Here is a 17,691-nt window from a genome sequence, read left to right as displayed (position 1 = left end):
AACCGCTATTATCCGTCATCCGTCGCCAGGCCGGTACCCTGTATGATGTCAACTCATGCGCTTCCGTCCTGGCCGTGCGTTCCGGCGGTCCATTCCGGACGGCGCCCCAGTACATCGAACAGTTCCAGGATGATCGACTTGACTTTTTGAACCGCGTTGCTGAGCAGTTCTGTATCGTGCCAGCACAGCGACAGATCGCGTGAGAACAGGTGGTGATCGACCTGCGCCAGTTTCAGCTTGCCTTCGTCGAGTTCAACATGCGCTGCCGACCAGGGCAGGATGGTCACGCCTAGCCGGGCGATGACCGCAGCGAACAGCAGCGCGGTGGAGCTCGCTTCAAACTGGACGTCGCATGACAGGCCTGCTTCGCGCAAAGCCCATTCGACGCGGCTGCGGATGGAGTTCGGCGCGCTGGGAAGGATCAATGGCATACGGGCCAGTTCAGCAAGTTGCAGTGGCTCGGTCGGCAGCGGAAAATCCGGCCATGCAATCAGGTGCAGCACCTCGGTAACCAGCCGTTGCGAAGCCACCCCGCGTGTCTCGACCGCATCGGCGACCACCGCCATTTCCACCCGGCCGCCACCGATCAGCCCACCCAGATCGGCACTTGGCGCTTCGATCAATTCCAGCACAATTCCCGGATAGCGGTCGCGCACCATGCGCGCCAGCGGCATCGCCAGCACCCGAGCGGTGCTGGACGGCATGCCGACCGATACTTTCCCTTGCGGCCGTTCGGCATCTTGAAGCAGCAGATCACGGGTAGCGTCGGCCTGGCGTAGCAATTCGATCGCATGCCGGTACAGCGTCTGTCCAGCTGCGGTCGGCGCCACGCCGTGTACGCTGCGCTCCAGCAACTGCATCCCCAGATCGCGCTCCAGGTTGCGCATCTGCTGGCTGACTGCGGGCTGGGCGATATGCAGCAGTTCGCTGGCATGTGTAACGTTGCCGCATTCGACTACCTTCACGTAATAGCGCAGTTGCCGCAAATCCAATCTCGCCTCCCTTGTGTTGTATTCCATATGTTAATCCTATGGAGATAGAGTAATAACATATTTTTAAAGTATTTACTGCCTCCCTATACTTGACTCACAAAAATCGATGCGTGCCCGGGTAGCCATCCCGGAAGCGCTTCACCACAGCCGATATAGGTTGATAAGGAGACAAGAATGAACAAGGCGATTGCTGTCAATCCGACGGGCGTCAAACCCCGTCGCACAACGCTCACCCGCGAACAGATCGGCGGATTCTGGGCGGTCTACGCCGGCTGGGTGCTGGACGGCGTGGATTCGGTGATCTACGCGCTGGTGCTGATTCCGGCGCTGACCGAATTGCTGCCGCTGTCCGGCATTGCCGCAACACCCGGCAATCTCGGCATGTACGGCTCTATCCTGTTTGCGTTGTTTTTGATCGGCTGGGGGCTGTCGTTCATCTGGGGCCATTGGCTGACCGCTTTGGCCGCGTCAAGACCCTGGCCGCCAGCATTCTGATTTATTCCGTGTTTACCGGCGCCGCCGCGTTTGCGCACAATGTCTGGGAACTGGCGGCGTTTCGCCTGATTGCCGGCATCGGCGTTGGCGGCGAATGGGCGCTGGCCGGTACCTATGTCGCCGAAAGCTGGCCGGAGGATCGCCGCAAGATGGGCGCGGGTTATCTGCAAACCGGGTACTACCTGGGTTTTTTCATTGCCGCCTGGCTGAATTACACGATCGGTGCGACGTATGGCTGGCGCGCCATGTTCCTGTGCGGCCTGGCGCCGGCGTTGCTGGCCATTTTCACGGTGCTGCGGGTGAAGGAGCCTGGTCAGTGGGACAAGGCGTCAAAGGATGTGGCTGCCGTCGTGAGTGCAAGCAGTTCGCTGAAAGAATTGTTCTCGCCAGCCTTCCGACGCCGCACGCTGACCAGTGCCACTTTGGTCGGCGTGGCGGTAATCGGCTTGTGGGCCGGTTCGGTGTATGAGGCTAGTGCAGTGGTCACGCTGGCGACCCGCGCCGGTATCGATCGCATCGGCGCGGTGCACCTGGCTTCGATTGGCGCGGCGATTCTCTCGTTCGCCACCATTCTCGGTTGCCTCGCTGCGCCCTGGCTGGCCGAACGGGTAGGTCGGCGTGCCGCCCTCGGGATCTACTTTGCCGGCATGGCGGTATCCATTGTGTTTGCTTTCGGCTGGGTGTTCTATCAACCGGATGGGCTCAACCTGTTCATGGTGTCGCTGTTGTTCCTCGGCTTCTTCGGCGGCAATTTCGCGATCTTCTCGCTGTGGCTGCCGGAACAATATCCGACCCGGATACGGGCCACAGCCTTCGCTTTCAACGCCTCAATCGGCCGCTTCCTGGGCGCCGGCGTGAACTTCCTGCTGGCAGCGGCGATTCAATGGCAGGGTTCACTCGGCCTGCCGGTGGCCTGGACCGCGGCGGCTTTTGGAGTCGGCTTGCTGATACTGCCTTTTGCGGTTGAGACCCGCGACCAGAAACTGCCCGAATAGTGGTTTCGCTCATCAATTAGCTGGAGAACCAGATGCAAGCATTAAAAGGAATCAAGGTTGTCGACCTCAGCCGCGCGCTATCGGGCCTTTCTGCTCGATGACCCTGGCCGACCTCGGCGCCGATGTGATCAAGGTGGAGCAGGGGCCGGGCGGCGACATGAGTCGTACATGGGGACCGTTCGACCGTGGCGTCAGCACCTATTACCTGTCCTGCAACCGTAACAAGCGCGGCATCTGCATCGACATGCGCAAGCCCGAAGGCATGAGCGCCTTGCACCGGCTGATCGACAGCGCCGACGTCGTGATCGAGAACTTCAAGCCAGGCACAATCGAGAACATGGGGCTTGGCTACGAGGTCCTGAGCGCCCGTAACCCGCGCCTGGTGATGGGCAGCATCAACGCCTTCGGCGCCGACGGCCCGCTGAGCGATTGGCCCGGCTTCGATCAGATCGCCCAGGGTTATTCCGGCATGATGAGCCTGACCGGTTTTGCCGACGGTGACCCGACCCGCACCGGCACTGCCATCGGCGACATGAGTTCCGGCATGTGGCTGGCCATGGCAGTACTCGCCGCACTGCTTGAACGTGAACGCACCGGTCGCGGCCAGCATGTCGGCAGTTCATTGCTGTCGAGCCTGGTCGGCCTGCTGAGCGTACACGGCCAGCGCTACCTGAGCCTGGGCGAAATCCCGCAGCGTACCGGCAACGCCCATTCAGTCATCGCGCCGTACGGCGTATTCGAAACCGCCGACGGCCCCCTCAACCTGGCGCCGATTACGGCCGATATGTGGCTGCGGTTGTGCCAGTTGCTCGATCTGCCGACGCTGCCGGACGATCCGCGCTTTGCCAGCAACGAAATGCGTGTGGCGCATCGCGATGTACTGAAATCGATACTTGAAGAACGCCTGAAGACCCGCAGCAAACGTGAATGGAGCGAATTGTTCGTCGACGCCGGCTTGCCGGCGGGGCCGATCAATACCTTGGCCGAAGTGTTTGACGATCCGCAGGTACGACACTGTCGCCTGGTCGAAACGATCGAGCATCCGACGCTTGGCGCATTGCGGCAGGTGGTTACGCCGGTGGCGCGCTACGGGACGGATGGCGCGACAACTGTTACCCGCAGGCCGCCGCCCGGTCTTGGCGAGCATACGCTGGAAGCACTGCGTGAAATCGGCTTCGATGATGGGTCGATTGACGCCTTGCTGGCGGCGAAAGCGGTGTATCAGGGAGCAGTAGCGGTCCGGCAGTCGGCAGCGGCCGAACGGCTTATGGAGGCAACGCGATGAGCCATCTGGAAAACGAAACAGTGGTTACTGTCACCGCCCACATCATCGACCAACGCGTTGGCCAGATCGTGTTCAGCAATCCGCCTCGACGTAACGCGCTGAGCGTCGATTTATTGCACGCGCTGGACGCATGTCTTGCCGACCTGGCGGCGCAACGTATTCCGGTTGTTCTCCTTGGCGGTAAAGTGGGGCAGGAAGTATGGAGCGCCGGCCATGATCTCGGCGAACTGGCGCATGACCGTGATCCTGTGGCCTATGGCAAGCCGCTGGAAAAGGTATTGCGTAGCGTGCGTGCCTATCCAGGCGTGGTCATCGCCATGGTGTCGGGATCGGTATGGGGCGGCGCGGTTGACCTGGCGATGAGCTGCGATCTGGTGGTAGCTGACCGCAGTGCACGCTTCGCCATGACGCCCGCCAATATTGGGCTGCCATACACCACCAGCGGACTATTGCGTTTCTTTAACAATCTGCCGATCCACCTGCTCAAGGAAATGTTTTTCTGCGCCAAGCCGTTGGACGCTGAACGTGCCGCGCATTTCGGTGTAATAAACTGCCTGGTCGAGCAGGACTTGCTGCAATCGACGGCGCTCGATATGGCCCTTGGCATCGCGGCCAAAGCGCCGCTGGCGGTGCGAGCGGTAAAGGAGCAATTGCGCATTCTCGAAGACATGCAACCGCTGCCGGTACAGGCATTGGAGCAAATTGCCGAACTGCGCCGGCAGGCCTGCGCCAGCGAGGATTTCAGCGAGGGACTTGCCGCTTTCGCCGAGCGCCGACAACCTGTGTTTCGAGGCGTTTAAATAGGCGCATTCAAGTGACTCGAACATTCACCCCGTTCCCGGCGGCCAATCGTGGCGTCAGCGATGGCGGCGGCGCTGGTACATTTCCATTAATGGCGTGGCTGGGATGCCATGCATGACGATGGACATTGCTATCACGGTCAGCACCATGGAGCTGATGCGCGGGGCCAGTGCCGACGAATGGAAGCCGGCGGGCGCAAGCCTACCACCACGGGCCCCAGCAGCCAGCCCATCATCCAGCCGCCAACGAGCCCGGCAATGACGCCCCATGCCACGTGCAATATGGCATATGCATCGCTGTAGGTTGCTGCTGCGGGGACACCGAGCAAGGCCAGGCTCAGCATGACAAACGGAAAGGCGGTCCCGTCATTGATACCGCCTTCGCCAGTCAGGCTGGTGCGGATGAGATCGCGGTCGTCGACATTCTTTATTTGTACGTCGGACGCCAGCACAGGGTCGGTCGGCGCCAGAATGCCGCCCAACAAAATTGCTGCGCCGTGACCGGCCAGAGTACAATTTGGGCGCGCAACATTGCATGCTGTGCAGCGGTACGATTCCTTTGTTTAACGCTCCGTTATTGCCACATTCCATGATCAGACATTTCGACAAAAGCCGGCTGATACAGTCCGCCAACGCCTTCCAAAGCAAAGGAAATATAGAAAGAGCGAGGCGAATGTTTCAAAGAATCAATGAACTGTTCCCCGGCGATTTCGATACGATCGGGCAAGAGCTGGTTGCTTCGCTGCGGGTCTGCAATTGGCAGCGTTACGACTATCTGCAACGTGCCTTGCGAGACAACTTCAGGCACAAGGGTGGATTCCTGATCGGCGAGCCGGTCCTGGCATCTCCCTATTTCGGCGCCGCCGACCTGCTGGATATCAGCCAGCGCCACGCCAAAAATTTCTCGATTCGCCAAGATTCTCCTGCTTCAACAAGGCCGCGGCGCGCAATCGCTTCCGGTGACAAGTTGCGGGTTGGCTTCCTGGGATCGGATTTTTATAATCAGGCGACCACGCACCTGATGGTCGGCCTGATCGAAGAGCATGACCGCAGCCGGTTCGAGTACATCGCCTACGATACCAGATCGACGGCCGACGATCCGATGCGACAGCGCATCATCAAGGCCTTCGACCGCTTTCATCAAGTCGCACACCTGGACAACGCCAGCATCGCCGAGATGATCGAAAGCGATGCGATCGACATCTTGCTATTCCTCAGAAATCCGACCGATTCGCGCGTCGGCGTGTTGGCGCTGCGTCCGGCCACCGTGCAGATCGCCTATTTATACAATCCGTCCGGCTTCGGTGCGCCGATGGTCGATTTCCTGATTGCTGACCCGATTGTCGTGCCTCCCGAACTGGCATGCAACTATTCTGAACGGATAGCGAGGCTGCCATTCTCGTACCAGCCTAACGATCTGCAACGGCCACTTCCCCAGCCTTGTCCACGGGAAGAATTCGGCCTGCCGCCGGACAAGTTTGTGCTCGCCAATCTCGGTTCGACTTTCAAGATCACGCCGCCGATGTTCGACGCCTGGTGCGACATATTACGGCGCCATTCCGACAGCGTTCTATGGCTGCTGGAGCCGGCTGCCTCGGGCGCCGAGAATTTACGCCTGGAGGCCTCGCTAAGGGGCGTGGATCCGGCTCGACTCTTTTTTTCACCGATCGAGGCGATCGGACGCCATATCACGCGGCTCGCCTGCGCGGACCTGATGCTGGACACTTATCCTTATGGCGGGCACACCGGCAGCAGCGACGCACTATGGGCCGGTCTGCCTGTCCTGACGCTGATGGGAGAAACCTTCGCATCGAGAGTGGCTGCGTCATTGCTGAATGCCGTCGGGTTATCGGGCCTGATCGCGAAGACGGCCGAGGACTATGTCGCCATTGCCGGCCGCATGATTGAAGACCGGCGCTCCCTGGAAGCTTATCGAGCGCATTTGCGCAACCGGCGCGAGAGTCTTCCGTTATTCGATATCCGCAGTTACTCGCGTGATTTTGAAGAGATGCTGATGCACGTGTGGCTTGAGTAAATGGCTTCCCACGATTGAAACGGTACGGCTTGACCAGGTTTGGGCCGAAACGGCGTGTGAGGCCAATTCAGTCCGTGTCGAGCAGGCCAAGCCGCTGATGCCAATCATGCAGGGATTCTTGTGGGAACTGGGTAAACTGCTTGTCTTTTGGACTTGCCTTGACCTCTACCCACGGTGCTTTGTAGGCCAGCAAGAGGTGGGTATGCTCAGGCGGGACGGGCAGCGGCGTATCGATCGCTGAGGCAAAGGGATGGACCAGTTCCGGCCATTCCGGGCTATACAGCCACAACGCACTGCCACAGCGTCGGCAAAAATGTCGTTGCGCCGTACTCGTATGAGTGCGCAGCTCTCCCTTGCGTTTGAGTTTGGCGTGGTAGATGCTGATGTCGTCCCACCCGGTAGCCTTTAATGTCCTGGCGTCGCCGCCGATATTGACGGCGTATCCGCCGCCGCCCTGAGTCTTGCGGCAAATCGAGCAATAGCAGCGTTGATAAGGATAGGGCGTACTGCTTTCCAGGCTGAAGTGAACTGCGCCGCAATGGCAGGATCCCTTGAGTTTCATGGTTTTCTCGCAATCATCAAATTTGCGTCATGTCCCAGAGGCGGTTTGCGTGGCGGCAGAAAGTCATCATGCGGGAAATGCCGTCAAGGACGCACCGGCTACCTTATCATGCTGTCGGCGATAGACAGCACTGTTGAACAGGAGACGGTATGCGCCTTGATTCGGCATCAACCAAAACTACATGCCAGTCTGATGGCGACTCTTCTCTGGCCGTATGTCAGGCAATGTGGCGGTTCTGCCGGCGTCCAACTGCAGCAAATTAGTTGAATTTCACCAGATCCTGTATTGCCAACGGGCCCTCGGGGAACTGTACCGCACGGCCTTCGTTGACTCCACCCAGGTCGATCGGGGCGAAACCAAGGCGTGCGATCAGATCGCTGACCGTCTTCTTCGCATCGGCATCTTGTCCCGACAGGAACAACACGCGACGGCCGCCATTGGCTTGCGGATCTGCATCCAGTACGGCCGCAGGGAGATGATTGAAGGCTTTGACGACGCGAGCGCCCGGGGCTAGCTCTGCAACTGCTTCGCTTGATGCCCGTCCGCCCAGGTTGACGGCCTTGAACGACGGCACTTCAACCGCATTGTTGGTGTCGACCAGGATGCGACCGTTCCAGGGGCCCAGGTCTTTCAGCGCCACTGGAATGCGGTCCCAGTTCACGGCAATGATCACCAGGTCCGCTTCGGCCGCTTCCTTCACGCTGACGGCTTTGATGTTCGGACCAAGCTCGTCAGTCAAGGCTTGCAATGATTGCGGGCCGCGGCTGTTGGCTATGACGGCTGGGATGCCGTTGCGGGCAAGTTTGCGGGCGATGGTGGAGCCGATGGCGCCAGAGCCAATAATTGCGATGTTCATGATATTTCCTTTGGATGAGATTGAAAAATTGTCTTGCTGAGCTCAATCTTAGGCTTCCATGTCCTATAGCGTTAGTAGATGCTGTATATAATCAGTTTCAAGTATTACTTGAAAGATAAATCATGGAAACCCTCGCCAATCTGGAATCTTTCGTGCGTAGCGCCGAGATCGGCAGCTTTTCGGCGGCGGCGCGTAGGCTGGCATTGACGCCCGCAGCGATCAGCCGCAACGTGGCGCAGTTGGAGCGCAACCTCGGCGTCCGCCTGTTTCAGCGCACTACGCGCGGCCTGACTTTGACTGAGGCGGGCGAGCGTTTCCTGCAAACAGTGCAAGGCGGTCTCGACAGCATCCAGAGTGCGATTGCCGATATCACGGTCAATGCCGGGCAGCCGGCGGGAGTATTGAAGCTGAGCGCGCCGCCAGGTTTTGGAATGGATTACCTGTTGCCGCTAATGCCGGGCTTTCTGGAGCGCTACCCTGCAGTGATGCCGGATTGGCACTTCGATAACCGTCCATTGGACCTGATCGCCGGCGGTTTCGATGCCGCCATCGGCGGTGGCTTCGAACTGCCGCCAGGCGTGGTGGCGCGTGAACTGGGAAGATTGCATTTGATTGCCGTGGCATCGCCAGCGTTTATGCGAGGAAAACGACGCCCCGAGAATCCGGCCGAACTGGCAGAGCTTCCCGGCATCGTGATGCGTTCGGCGCTGAGCGGCCGGGCGCGCACCTATGTCATGCGCAACAGCGCAGGTGCTGAAATGGCGGTGGCGCAGAAAGCCGTCATGACAGTCAGCGGCCCGGACGCAATCTTTCCCGCCACATTATTGGGGCTGGGTGTTGGCTTGGTTGCCGTGCCACATGCGCTGCCGCATCTGGAAAGCGGGGCGCTGGAGCGGCTGCTTCCAGATTGGCATAGCGACATCGGGCCGATTTCACTGTACTTCGCCAGCCAGAAACTGCTGCCCGCAAAGACACGGGCTTTTGTCGATTTCGTCACTGAGGCGTTCCGCGCGCAAAACCTGGCCTGGATCCTGTCAATCAAAAACCAAGCGAGGCGAGCGGGCGTTGAGAATGGCTCTCTGCCATTATAGACAACGCCGACGTATGAACTGATGGGAGGATTCTTTGTCTGCCAGCGATTGCATCGACCGGTCAGTGCCGCATGTGTTCATGCGGCTCGAATCGTGAAAGAATTGACCGCGTTCGATAATTTGATGGCGCAGCAAATCACAAAGCGAGTCAACGATTTCATTCAAGGAAAATTGTCGCAATGCCATCTCTTTTCGCTTGCAAACATGCATAAATGAGAGAGCGGCGCTTGGAAGCACCACCAATGGGTTCGATCATCATGACCAATTCAAGTACCTTGCATACACATCAGTACACCCACATCGTGGGAGGCAAGACTTACGGCTTTCGCGATCTGAAAGATCTCATGGCCAAGGCCACGCCGGCGCGTTCCGGCGACATCCTGGCAGGCGTTGCGGATCACAGTGCGGAACAACGTGCGGTGGCGCAAATGGCGCTGGCCGAGTTGCCGCTTGCCACCTTTCTTAACGAAGCGCTGATCCCCTATGAAGACGACGAGATAACGCGGCTGATCATCGACAGTCACGATGCTGCTGCTTTTGCGACCGTCAGCCACCTGACCGTCGGCGATTTCCGCAACTGGCTATTGGGTGATGATGTGGATAGTGCTGTATTGGCCGCACTGGCGCCGGGCATCACCCCGGAAATGGCGGCCGCCGTGTCCAAGATCATGCGCAATCAGGATCTGATTCTGGTTGCACAGAAATGCCGCGTGGTGACCGCATTTCGCAACACCATCGGCCTGCCGGCCGCATGTCGACCCGCCTGCAGCCGAACCATCCTACCGACGATGCCAGCGGCATCGCCGCCAGTCTCCTTGATGGTTTGTTGTATGGTAGCGGCGACGCGGTGTTCGGCATCAATCCAGCCACCGACAATGTGCCGCAAGTGATCAACCTGGTGACGATGATGAATGACATCATCGCCCGATACGATATTCCGACTCAGTCTTGCGTGCTGACTCACGTCACCAACACCATCGAAGCGATCAATCGAGGTGCGCCGGTTGACCTGGTATTCCAGTCAATCGGCGGCACCGAGGCCACCAACCGCAGTTTCGGCGTCAACCTAAGCCTGCTCGGTGAGGCGCGTAGCGCAGCGTTGTCGCTGAAACGCGGCACTGTCGGCGACAACGTCATGTATTTTGAGACGGGCAGGCAGCGCGCTGTCTGCCAATGCGCACCACGGCGTCGATCAGCAGACGTGCGAAACGCGTGCCTACGCAGTGGCGCGCCAGTTCAAGCCGCTACTGGTGAATACTGTAGTCGGTTTCATTGGCCCCGAATATCTGTACGACGGTAAGCAGATCATTCGCGCCGGCCTGGAAGACCATTTCTGCGCCAAACTGCTCGGCTTGCCGATGGGCTGCGACGTTTGTTACACCAACCATGCCGAGGCCGACCAGAACGACATGGATGTGCTGCTGACCTTGCTCGGGGTGGCTGGCTGTACTTTTGTGATGGGCATTCCGGGTTCGGACGACATCATGCTGAATTACCAGACCACTTCCTTCCACGATGCATTGTATGTGCGTCGCACGCTGGGCTTGCGGCCGGCGCCGGAGTTTGAAGCGTGGTTGCAGAAGATGCAGATATTCAGCGCCGACGAGCAGTTCCGACTCAGCGAAGCGCTGCCGCCAGCGTTCCGGCAGGCCTTGTTGCGCCTTTGAAAGCGTGTGATCAATGAAGCAGAAATCCGTTATCGCCAACCCGTGGCAGGCCTTGCGCCAGTTCACCGCCGCTCGCATCGCATTGGGCCGGGCTGGCGTCAGCTTGCCGACTGCGCCGCAACTGGCCTTCCAACTGGCGCACGCCCAAGCGCGCGATGCAGTCCATCTCGCGCTGGACCTGCCATTCATTTGCGCCGGACTTTCCGCGCAGGGCAGTCCTGCGTCGCGCTGCATAGCGCGGCTGTCGACCGCAACACATATTTGCAACGCCCTGATCTGGGGCGTCGGCTGGATACCGCATCGCGCCAGACATTGCTTGCAATGCAGTGTTCACAGCGCGAGCGGCCCTTCGATATTGCCTTTGTTGTGGCTGATGGATTATCTGCGCTGGCGATTACACAGAACGCGCTGCCTTTTCTGCAACTGGTGCTACCTCAGTTGGCGGCACAGAGTTGGTCCATCGCGCCGATCGCGATCGTCGAGCAAGGCAGGGTCGCTATCGGCGATGAAGTGGCTGAGCTGCTGTGCGCCAAGATGGTCGTGGTACTCATCGGAGAACGTCCCGGCTTGAGTTCACCGGACAGCATGGGCTCTACCTGACCTGGATGCCGCACGTTGGCCTGACCGACGCCAGCCGTAACTGCATCTCCAATGTGCGGCCAGCCGGTTTGCGCTACGAAAACGCCGCCCACAAGCTGCATTATCTACTGTCAGAGTCGCGCCGGCGACAGTTGTCCGGCGTGGATCTGAAGGATGAAACCAGCACTGCAATGGGAAAATTGCATGCTCAGGAACGCAATTTTTTGATCGTCGACTATTGAGCTGGCTAGCGCGACACTTGTTTCCATGGGACTTAGTGTCTTCCTGGACTACCACCTTAATTATCCAAGCCGTCGGCAACCGTCCATGGCATTTGGATTGATGTCAGTTCTGATCGTCGATCGCCGAGCTGGACCGCATGCGTTCGCGCAGTTCGAATTTCTGTATCTTGCCGGTTGAGGTTTTCGGCAGCGGGCCAAAGTAAATCGACCTCGGCGTCTTGAAGCCGGGCAGGATATTCCGGCAGAACGCGATCAAGGCTTCTGCAGTGAGATTGCTGCCTTCTTTCAGTTCAACAAAGGCGCAGGCGTTTCGCCCCATTTCTGATCGGGTTGGGCGACCACTGCAGCGGCCAATACATCGGGATGGCGGTATAGCGCGTCTTCAACTTCAACGCTGGAAATGTTTTCGCCACCGGAAATGATGATGTCCTTGCTGCGATCCTTGAGCTTGATATAGCCGTCGCTGCCGATGACACCGAGGTCGCCAGTATGGAACCAGCCTCCGGCAAAGGCGTCTTGCGTGGCTTTCGGGTTTTTTAGATAGCCTTTCATGCAGATGTTCCCGCGAAACATGATCTCGCCGATTTCTTTGCCGTCGGCGGCGACGGGTTGCATGGTGTCGGGATCCAGCACCGCAATCGCGCTTTGCAGATGATAGCGCACCCCTTGGTGAGATTTTTTTGCCGCACGGAGTTCCACCGGCAAGCTGTCCCATCCGTCCTGCTCGGCACAGACTGCCGCCGGCCCGTACACTTCGGTGAGGCCATAGACATGCACCAGGTCAAACCCATGGCTTCCATGCTGGCCAGGACCGCCGGTGGCGGCGGGGCGCCGGCAACCATGCCGCGCACCGTGTGCTGAATGCCGTGACGCCAGTTTTCGGGAGCGTTAGCCAAGGCGGCATGCACAATCGGCGCCGCGCAATAGTGCGTGACACCGTGTTCGCGGATCAGGTCAAACACCAGTTTTGGATCGAATTTGCGCAAACAGACATTGATGCCGGCGCGCGCAGCGATGGTCCACGGAAGCACCAGCCGTTGCAATGGAACATCGGCAGCGTCCATAGATAGACGGCATGCTTGGGTAAATCCCACTCCAGGATGTTGGAAAGCGCATTCAGGGTTGCGCCGCGATGGTGGTACACCACGCCCTTGGGATCGCCGGTGGTGCCGGATGTATAGTTCAGCGCAATGGCGTCCCACTCATCGTCAGGTAACCGCCATTGGAAATTTGCATCGCCGCTGGCGAGCAGGCTTTCATAGTCGGTATTGCCAAAGGCTGGATCGTCCGGGCCGAGAATGTCATTCACCGCTATCACGCAAAGGCCGGGAATTTGTTGTGCCAGCTGGCGCGCGGAGTCGGCAAACTCGCTGTCTGCCAGCAGCACTTTGGCTTCTCCATGGCGTAACATGAATGCGATAGAAGGCAGGTCAAGCCGGATATTCAATGCGTTCAGCACAGCGCCAGCCATCGGCACGCCGAAATGCGCCTCCACCATTGCCGGCGTATTCGGCAGCATTACCGCCACCGTATCCCCTTTTCGACGCCGAGCCGGCGCAGGCCGCTGGCCAGCCTGCAGGCGCGCTGATAGGTATCACGCCAGTTCTGGCGTAGCGGACCATGCACGATCGCCAGGCGGTTGCCGTATACTTCGGCGGCGCGTGCAATGAAGTCAATCGGGCTCAGCGCGGCAAAATTGGCAGGATTCTTGCCCAGCCCGGAATCGTAATCGACCGTCATGATATGTGTCTCCTGTGGAATATATGTCTTCTCCCGTTTGGTTCGGGATGTATTGTCCTAGGCTACCACTTACGGCAAGATTGGTTTGTCGTCTCAATGACAGCTTAAGGATGATAATCGCATGAACAACATTGAGCATCTCAGCCAGCACGACTGGTTTGCCGCACTTTCCGCCCCTCATCAGGCATTGGTGCAGTCAACGATAGTGGTGCAGCGCTTTGGCGCAGGAGAGTTCATTGCCCATCGCGGTCAATTGTCGCAGTATTGGATAGGTGTACACAGCGGCTTGATCAAGCTGGCTGTTTACAGTGTTGAAGGGCGCGGCGCGACGTTTTCCGGGGTGCCGGAGGGGGCTGGTGCGGCGAAGGCAGCGTCATCAAGCGCGAACTGCGCAGGTATGATGTGATCGCCATACGCGATTCCGAGATCATGCTGGTGCCAGCCGAGATCTTCCATACCTTGCTGGCGGAAAGCCTGCCTTTTACTGCCTTCGTGATTACGCAGCTGAATGAACGTATGGGGCAATTCATTGCCATGATCCAGAACGAAAGGTTGCTGGCCGTCAATGCCCAGGTGGCGCAGGCGATTGCCCAGTTGTTCCATCCGAAGCTTTATCCTCGCACGTCCGCCGTGTTGGAATTGTCTCAGGAAGAAATTGGTATGCTTACGGGACTTTCGCGGCAACGGGTAAATCAGGCTTTGCAGCACCTGGCCGAACTGAAGCTGATTAATCTGTCATACCAGTCGATCCGGGTTGTCGATTTGCCTGGTTTGCGCGGTTTTGGCCTGGCTGAACTGTGACTGAGCACTCTCTTTCTTTAATTTATTAAAACCGCAAACATGAATTCTTTATCTCGTAGTCTACGCATCGGCATCACCATTGGGCTACATCAGGAAAATGAATCCCTGTGGAATAATGGCATCAAGCAGAACGCCGTCTATCTGGCCGAGACGTTGAAGCAATGTCCGAGTGTGAAATCTGTCCATTTAGTCAATACCACTGCCATCGCGATCACCTCGGCGCTGCCTTGGGATCAAGCCCGGTGGCCAACGGTAACGTTTGACCAGGCCAAGGATAACCTGGATATATTGATCGAACTCGGTGGCCAGATTGACTCGCATCAGACCGCATATTTAAAGGAGCAGGGATGCCGACTTATATCCTACTGCTGCGGATTTGAGTACGTCCATGTGATGCAATCGGTTTTGTTTGGCCGGCCGTTATGGGGATATAACCTGTTCGTCAATCAACGCTACGACGCCATCTGGATGGTGCCGCAGGTCGCCAACATCAGTCAGTCATATTTTGAAACCTTGCGCCGCCGTCCTGCACAGGTGGCGCCGTTTGTCTGGGACCCGATCTTCGTCAATCAGCGTAGCCAGGACCTTGAGCATCACGGCGAATATCGTCCACGATCCGGGCCCAAGCGCCTTGCCGTGATGGAGCAGAATCACGATATTGTGAAATTCTGCCTGTATCCGATCTTTATTGCTGAAGAGGCTTATCGACAGCGACCACAAGACATCGCTCTCCTGCAGGTAACAAACACAGAGCGGTTGGCGCGCGATAGCAAGGAATTCATTGCAGTGATGAATCAGATGGATATCGTGCGTGAGCACAAGGCGGTTTTTCTCGGCTACCACGACACCCCAAATTTTCTGAGCAAGATGACCGATGTGGTGATTTCCCACCAAATCGAAAACGCCCTGAATTATTTTTATTTCGATGTGTGCTGGCAGGGATATCCGCTGGTGCATAACGCACATATGTGCCGTGATCTCGGGTATTTTTATGAAAATAACAATGTGCTGGACGGCAGCCGCAAATTGATCGATGTACTGACAAGCCATGACGGCATTTGGCAAGAATATCTGACTCGTCAGCGCCAGATTCTCGGCCGGTATTCACCGACCAATCCCCAAGTGACGGCAGAGTATGAACGCTTGTTGCATGCGGTGTTGCAACAAGCCGTCGTATGAACCGGAATACTGTTAAACGCGCTCAAATCCTTACAACCGCGACCACTTTTTGATGCCAGCCGTGAATTCAAGCCCTGTCTATTTTCATTCCATCCTGCTCACCGCCCATCACAAGGAAGTACAGGAAAACCATCGCGCCTACTGTTCGACGTATGGCTACAGACATCTCACACATGTAATTGCCAGTCCAGATAACGGTTGTCGCACCCTTTTGCTTTACAAGTACAGTTTGGTTCGCAAGATTCTGTCTTCGGCGCCAGCAGATGCCATCCTGGTTTTTTCAGACGAGTCGGCAGCGGTTTACGCACCGTTGTCGATTCCGGATGTGATTGGCAACGCGGAGTATTGGTTCGCACAGTGCGCATTTCATCATCGCCCTGACGGCAGTTTTTTTATTTTGAGGGCGGGCGCGCAGGCATTGCGCATGGTTGACGATATTTTGGATCGAATGCGCAACATCTCCGACAGAATGGCCAATCGATGGATGCATGCGGAGCTGGAGGGGATATCTGCACATCCGCACGATCAGCTTATTGGGGAACGTCATCGCGCCATTTTACTTTTCACGCCATTCGGCCATCACTTGCCCGAGCTGTCCGCATTCGTACTGTCATTCAACCCGACTGTCCATGAAAACACATACGACGCCAGACTCGTTGCGATTTTCATCGGTTATCTCAACCAGGTTCGAGCGCGAAATGGCAAGCTGTTTGACGATATTGATTCGATCCAAACGACGCAATCGGCATATGAGGTTATCAACCCGGGCAAGTCAGTTGCATTGATAACCAGTTACACGCCGAACATACGGCGCTACGCCGCCATTTCCGAAGCTAACATTACGGCGTATTGTTTGCACCACGGATACTCGCATCACATCTATCGGGATTTGCCGACAGATATGCGCGAAGCCGTCGCCGGCAACTGGGTCAAAGCTGCCCTGTTACTGAACCACTTCGACGAACATGAGCAGGTTGTGTGGGTTGATGCCGACATTTTGATACACGACCTGACACGCCCGCTCGAATCAATCGTACAGGGTAATCCCGTCACGTTTGCACGCGACATTTCAGGCCATGCTTTTAATAGCGGTTTCATGGCATTTTCCAACACGCCTATGTGTCGTGCGTACCTGGAGCGGGTTCAATCCCTGATTGAAGCCGTGCTGGACAAAAGTGGGGTCTATGCTTCCGGCGGCGATCAGCGGTTTTTCATTGAGGCATGGCAAGAAGCGGGCGGGGCCGCCGTGATGCCGCTTTCCGATTGCGTATCGTTCAACTCGCATCCGGCTCTCTACGATGCGGACACTTTCATGCTGCATTACATGGGCTACCCCGATCGCTTCCGTGTGATCGTGATGCGCAGCGACGTCCAGCGGATTGAGCAGAAAACGGCTACCGCGCGCATATCCCGCGAGCAATCCGTTTTCATTCCGACAGAAGGGCGGCACGGGAAATTCTTCGTCAACCGTCACGATACCCATGTAGGGCGCAGTCTGGAGATGTATGGCGAATGGTCCGAGCCAAAGATTGCATTGTTCGGACAGATTGTTGGTGCCGGAGATACCGTGATCGAAGCTGGAGCCAATCTTGGTTCGCATACGGTTTGGTTATCCAGAAAGGTTACCGGTGCGGGAGCCGTAATAGCTTTCGAACCGGAACGCCATGTCTTTCATCTGCTCTGTACCAATCTGGTAATTAACGCATGCACCAACGTGACGACGTTGCAAAAAGCTGTGGGAGCCGAGGTAGGAGAGGTGGCGTTTCCGCTGCTGGATCCTCATCAGGAACGGAATTTTGGCAGCGCTTCATTGAAGTGGCATTGGACAGACAAGACGGAACGGGTGCACTGCACAACATTGGATGCCTTATGCCTCGAACGACTCGATTTCATTAAGGTTGACGTCGAAGGCTGTGAGCTGGAGTTGCTTGATGGCGCAACCAACGCAATCGCACGCCATCGTCCTGTTGTGTATGTTGAAATCGGCAGCCGTGAGATCCGCAATGCAGTCGTTGATAAATTCAATCAATTGGATTATTCCTGTTGGTATTACATCACGCCGCTGTTCACTCAAGACAATTGGCGCGGTCTGGAGCAGGACGTCTTGAATGGATATGCGGTGGATATGGTCTGTGTTCCGAATGAGCGCTTTGAAGTGGCCGGCATGTTAAGAGCGGCCGTCGACGACGATATAGTGAAGTATCTGGATGGGCAGATTCAATGGGCGACGCTGGATTGGCGCCTGGCGCGTATTACGCGACGTAAATTGGCCGCAGAGTAGGCTGGCGGGAGATATTAGTCATCATCCGACGCTGCCGGGGAAAATGCCGTCCCAAAGTTAGCCGTTGTAACTTCGTGATGATCCGCACTGG

The 17,691-nt window shown here is 57.3% G+C and carries 11 protein-coding genes and 6 pseudogenes; 10 read left to right on the top strand and 7 right to left on the bottom strand.

Features of this window, described 5'->3' with window-relative positions; all coding sequences use genetic code 11:
- Window positions 1–53: 53 nt before the first annotated feature.
- Window positions 54–992, bottom strand: coding sequence for a LysR substrate-binding domain-containing protein (locus CAter10_RS11160; protein ID WP_061533466.1), 939 nt, complete (start codon window positions 990–992; stop codon window positions 54–56).
- Between the two features lie 174 nt (window positions 993–1,166).
- Here CAter10_RS11160 and CAter10_RS11155 point away from each other — a divergent pair.
- From CAter10_RS11155 to scpB, 3 genes and pseudogenes are all read left to right on the top strand, one after another.
- Window positions 1,167–2,482, top strand: a pseudogene (locus CAter10_RS11155) (MFS transporter).
- Between the two features lie 32 nt (window positions 2,483–2,514).
- Window positions 2,515–3,767, top strand: a pseudogene (locus tag CAter10_RS11150) (CaiB/BaiF CoA transferase family protein).
- Window positions 3,764–4,567 carry a methylmalonyl-CoA decarboxylase gene (gene scpB, locus CAter10_RS11145; protein WP_061533465.1) on the top strand — a complete coding sequence of 268 codons (804 nt, stop codon included), beginning with the start codon at window positions 3,764–3,766 and terminating at the stop codon, window positions 4,565–4,567. The pseudogene CAter10_RS11150 and the gene scpB overlap by 4 nt, the downstream one beginning before the upstream one ends.
- Window positions 4,568–4,707: 140 nt before the next feature.
- On the opposite strand, the gene CAter10_RS11140 is transcribed toward scpB, so the two are convergent.
- Window positions 4,708–5,052 carry a cation:proton antiporter domain-containing protein gene (locus tag CAter10_RS11140; protein WP_231878938.1) on the bottom strand — a complete coding sequence of 115 codons (345 nt, stop codon included), beginning with the start codon at window positions 5,050–5,052 and terminating at the stop codon, window positions 4,708–4,710.
- A 188-nt stretch (window positions 5,053–5,240) separates the two neighbouring features.
- Between CAter10_RS11140 and CAter10_RS11135 the strand changes: the two genes are divergently transcribed.
- Window positions 5,241–6,602, top strand: coding sequence for an O-linked N-acetylglucosamine transferase, SPINDLY family protein (locus CAter10_RS11135; RefSeq protein WP_061533463.1), 1,362 nt, complete (start codon window positions 5,241–5,243; stop codon window positions 6,600–6,602).
- Window positions 6,603–6,669: 67 nt separating this feature from the next.
- Here the strand turns inward: CAter10_RS11135 and CAter10_RS11130 are convergent, their stop codons facing one another.
- A complete protein-coding gene (locus CAter10_RS11130) occupies window positions 6,670–7,164 on the bottom strand; it encodes a GFA family protein (protein WP_061533462.1) in 495 nt (164 codons plus the stop codon).
- A gap of 259 nt (window positions 7,165–7,423) precedes the next feature.
- On the bottom strand, window positions 7,424–8,020 hold the full coding sequence (locus CAter10_RS11125) for an NADPH-dependent F420 reductase (RefSeq protein WP_061533461.1): 597 nt from the start codon (window positions 8,018–8,020) through the stop codon (window positions 7,424–7,426).
- A gap of 122 nt (window positions 8,021–8,142) precedes the next feature.
- Here CAter10_RS11125 and CAter10_RS11120 point away from each other — a divergent pair, with 122 nt between their 5' ends.
- From CAter10_RS11120 to eutC, 3 genes and pseudogenes are all read left to right on the top strand, one after another.
- Window positions 8,143–9,111, top strand: coding sequence for a LysR family transcriptional regulator (locus CAter10_RS11120; protein WP_061533460.1), 969 nt, complete (start codon window positions 8,143–8,145; stop codon window positions 9,109–9,111).
- A gap of 257 nt (window positions 9,112–9,368) precedes the next feature.
- A pseudogene (locus CAter10_RS11115) lies at window positions 9,369–10,778 on the top strand (ethanolamine ammonia-lyase subunit EutB).
- Between the two features lie 13 nt (window positions 10,779–10,791).
- Window positions 10,792–11,599, top strand: a pseudogene (gene eutC, locus CAter10_RS11110) (ethanolamine ammonia-lyase subunit EutC).
- 103 nt (window positions 11,600–11,702) lie between these two features.
- Here the strand turns inward: eutC and CAter10_RS23585 are convergent.
- The 3 genes and pseudogenes from CAter10_RS23585 to CAter10_RS23575 form a co-directional block, all read right to left on the bottom strand.
- Window positions 11,703–12,352 (bottom strand): annotated as a pseudogene (locus tag CAter10_RS23585) (AMP-binding enzyme).
- Between the two features lie 196 nt (window positions 12,353–12,548).
- A complete protein-coding gene (locus CAter10_RS23580) occupies window positions 12,549–13,118 on the bottom strand; it encodes an AMP-binding protein (RefSeq protein ID WP_236905545.1) in 570 nt (189 codons plus the stop codon).
- Complete coding sequence (locus CAter10_RS23575) at window positions 13,118–13,339, bottom strand: hypothetical protein (protein ID WP_236905308.1); 222 nt, start codon at window positions 13,337–13,339, stop codon at window positions 13,118–13,120. Before CAter10_RS23575 ends, CAter10_RS23580 begins: the two co-directional genes overlap by 1 nt.
- Before the next feature lie 121 nt (window positions 13,340–13,460).
- Between CAter10_RS23575 and CAter10_RS11100 the strand changes: the two are divergent.
- The 3 genes and pseudogenes from CAter10_RS11100 to CAter10_RS11090 all read left to right on the top strand — a co-directional run bounded on the left by CAter10_RS11100 (window position 13,461) and on the right by CAter10_RS11090 (window position 17,600).
- Window positions 13,461–14,140 (top strand): annotated as a pseudogene (locus tag CAter10_RS11100) (Crp/Fnr family transcriptional regulator).
- Between the two features lie 39 nt (window positions 14,141–14,179).
- A complete protein-coding gene (locus CAter10_RS11095; RefSeq protein WP_061533459.1) occupies window positions 14,180–15,319 on the top strand; it encodes a DUF2827 domain-containing protein in 1,140 nt (379 codons plus the stop codon).
- A 61-nt stretch (window positions 15,320–15,380) separates the two neighbouring features.
- Complete coding sequence (locus tag CAter10_RS11090) at window positions 15,381–17,600, top strand: FkbM family methyltransferase (protein WP_164840439.1); 2,220 nt, start codon at window positions 15,381–15,383, stop codon at window positions 17,598–17,600.
- Window positions 17,601–17,691 lie beyond the last annotated feature (91 nt).

The organism is Collimonas arenae (assembly GCF_001584165.1).
In the GTDB taxonomy this organism is placed as follows: domain Bacteria; phylum Pseudomonadota; class Gammaproteobacteria; order Burkholderiales; family Burkholderiaceae_D; genus Collimonas; species Collimonas arenae.
This window is presented reverse-complemented; position numbering and strand designations above follow the sequence as displayed.

Coding starts and splice junctions, on each gene's coding strand:
- CAter10_RS11120 (WP_061533460.1), top strand. CDS start 8,143: ATGGAAACCCTCGCCAATCTGGAATCTTTCGTGCGTAGCGCCGAGATC.
- CAter10_RS11135 (WP_061533463.1), top strand. CDS start 5,241: ATGTTTCAAAGAATCAATGAACTGTTCCCCGGCGATTTCGATACGATC.
- CAter10_RS11095 (WP_061533459.1), top strand. CDS start 14,180: ATGAATTCTTTATCTCGTAGTCTACGCATCGGCATCACCATTGGGCTA.
- scpB (WP_061533465.1), top strand. CDS start 3,764: ATGAGCCATCTGGAAAACGAAACAGTGGTTACTGTCACCGCCCACATC.
- CAter10_RS11125 (WP_061533461.1), bottom strand. CDS start 8,020: ATGAACATCGCAATTATTGGCTCTGGCGCCATCGGCTCCACCATCGCC.
- CAter10_RS23575 (WP_236905308.1), bottom strand. CDS start 13,339: ATGACGGTCGATTACGATTCCGGGCTGGGCAAGAATCCTGCCAATTTT.
- CAter10_RS11130 (WP_061533462.1), bottom strand. CDS start 7,164: ATGAAACTCAAGGGATCCTGCCATTGCGGCGCAGTTCACTTCAGCCTG.
- CAter10_RS23580 (WP_236905545.1), bottom strand. CDS start 13,118: ATGCTGCCGAATACGCCGGCAATGGTGGAGGCGCATTTCGGCGTGCCG.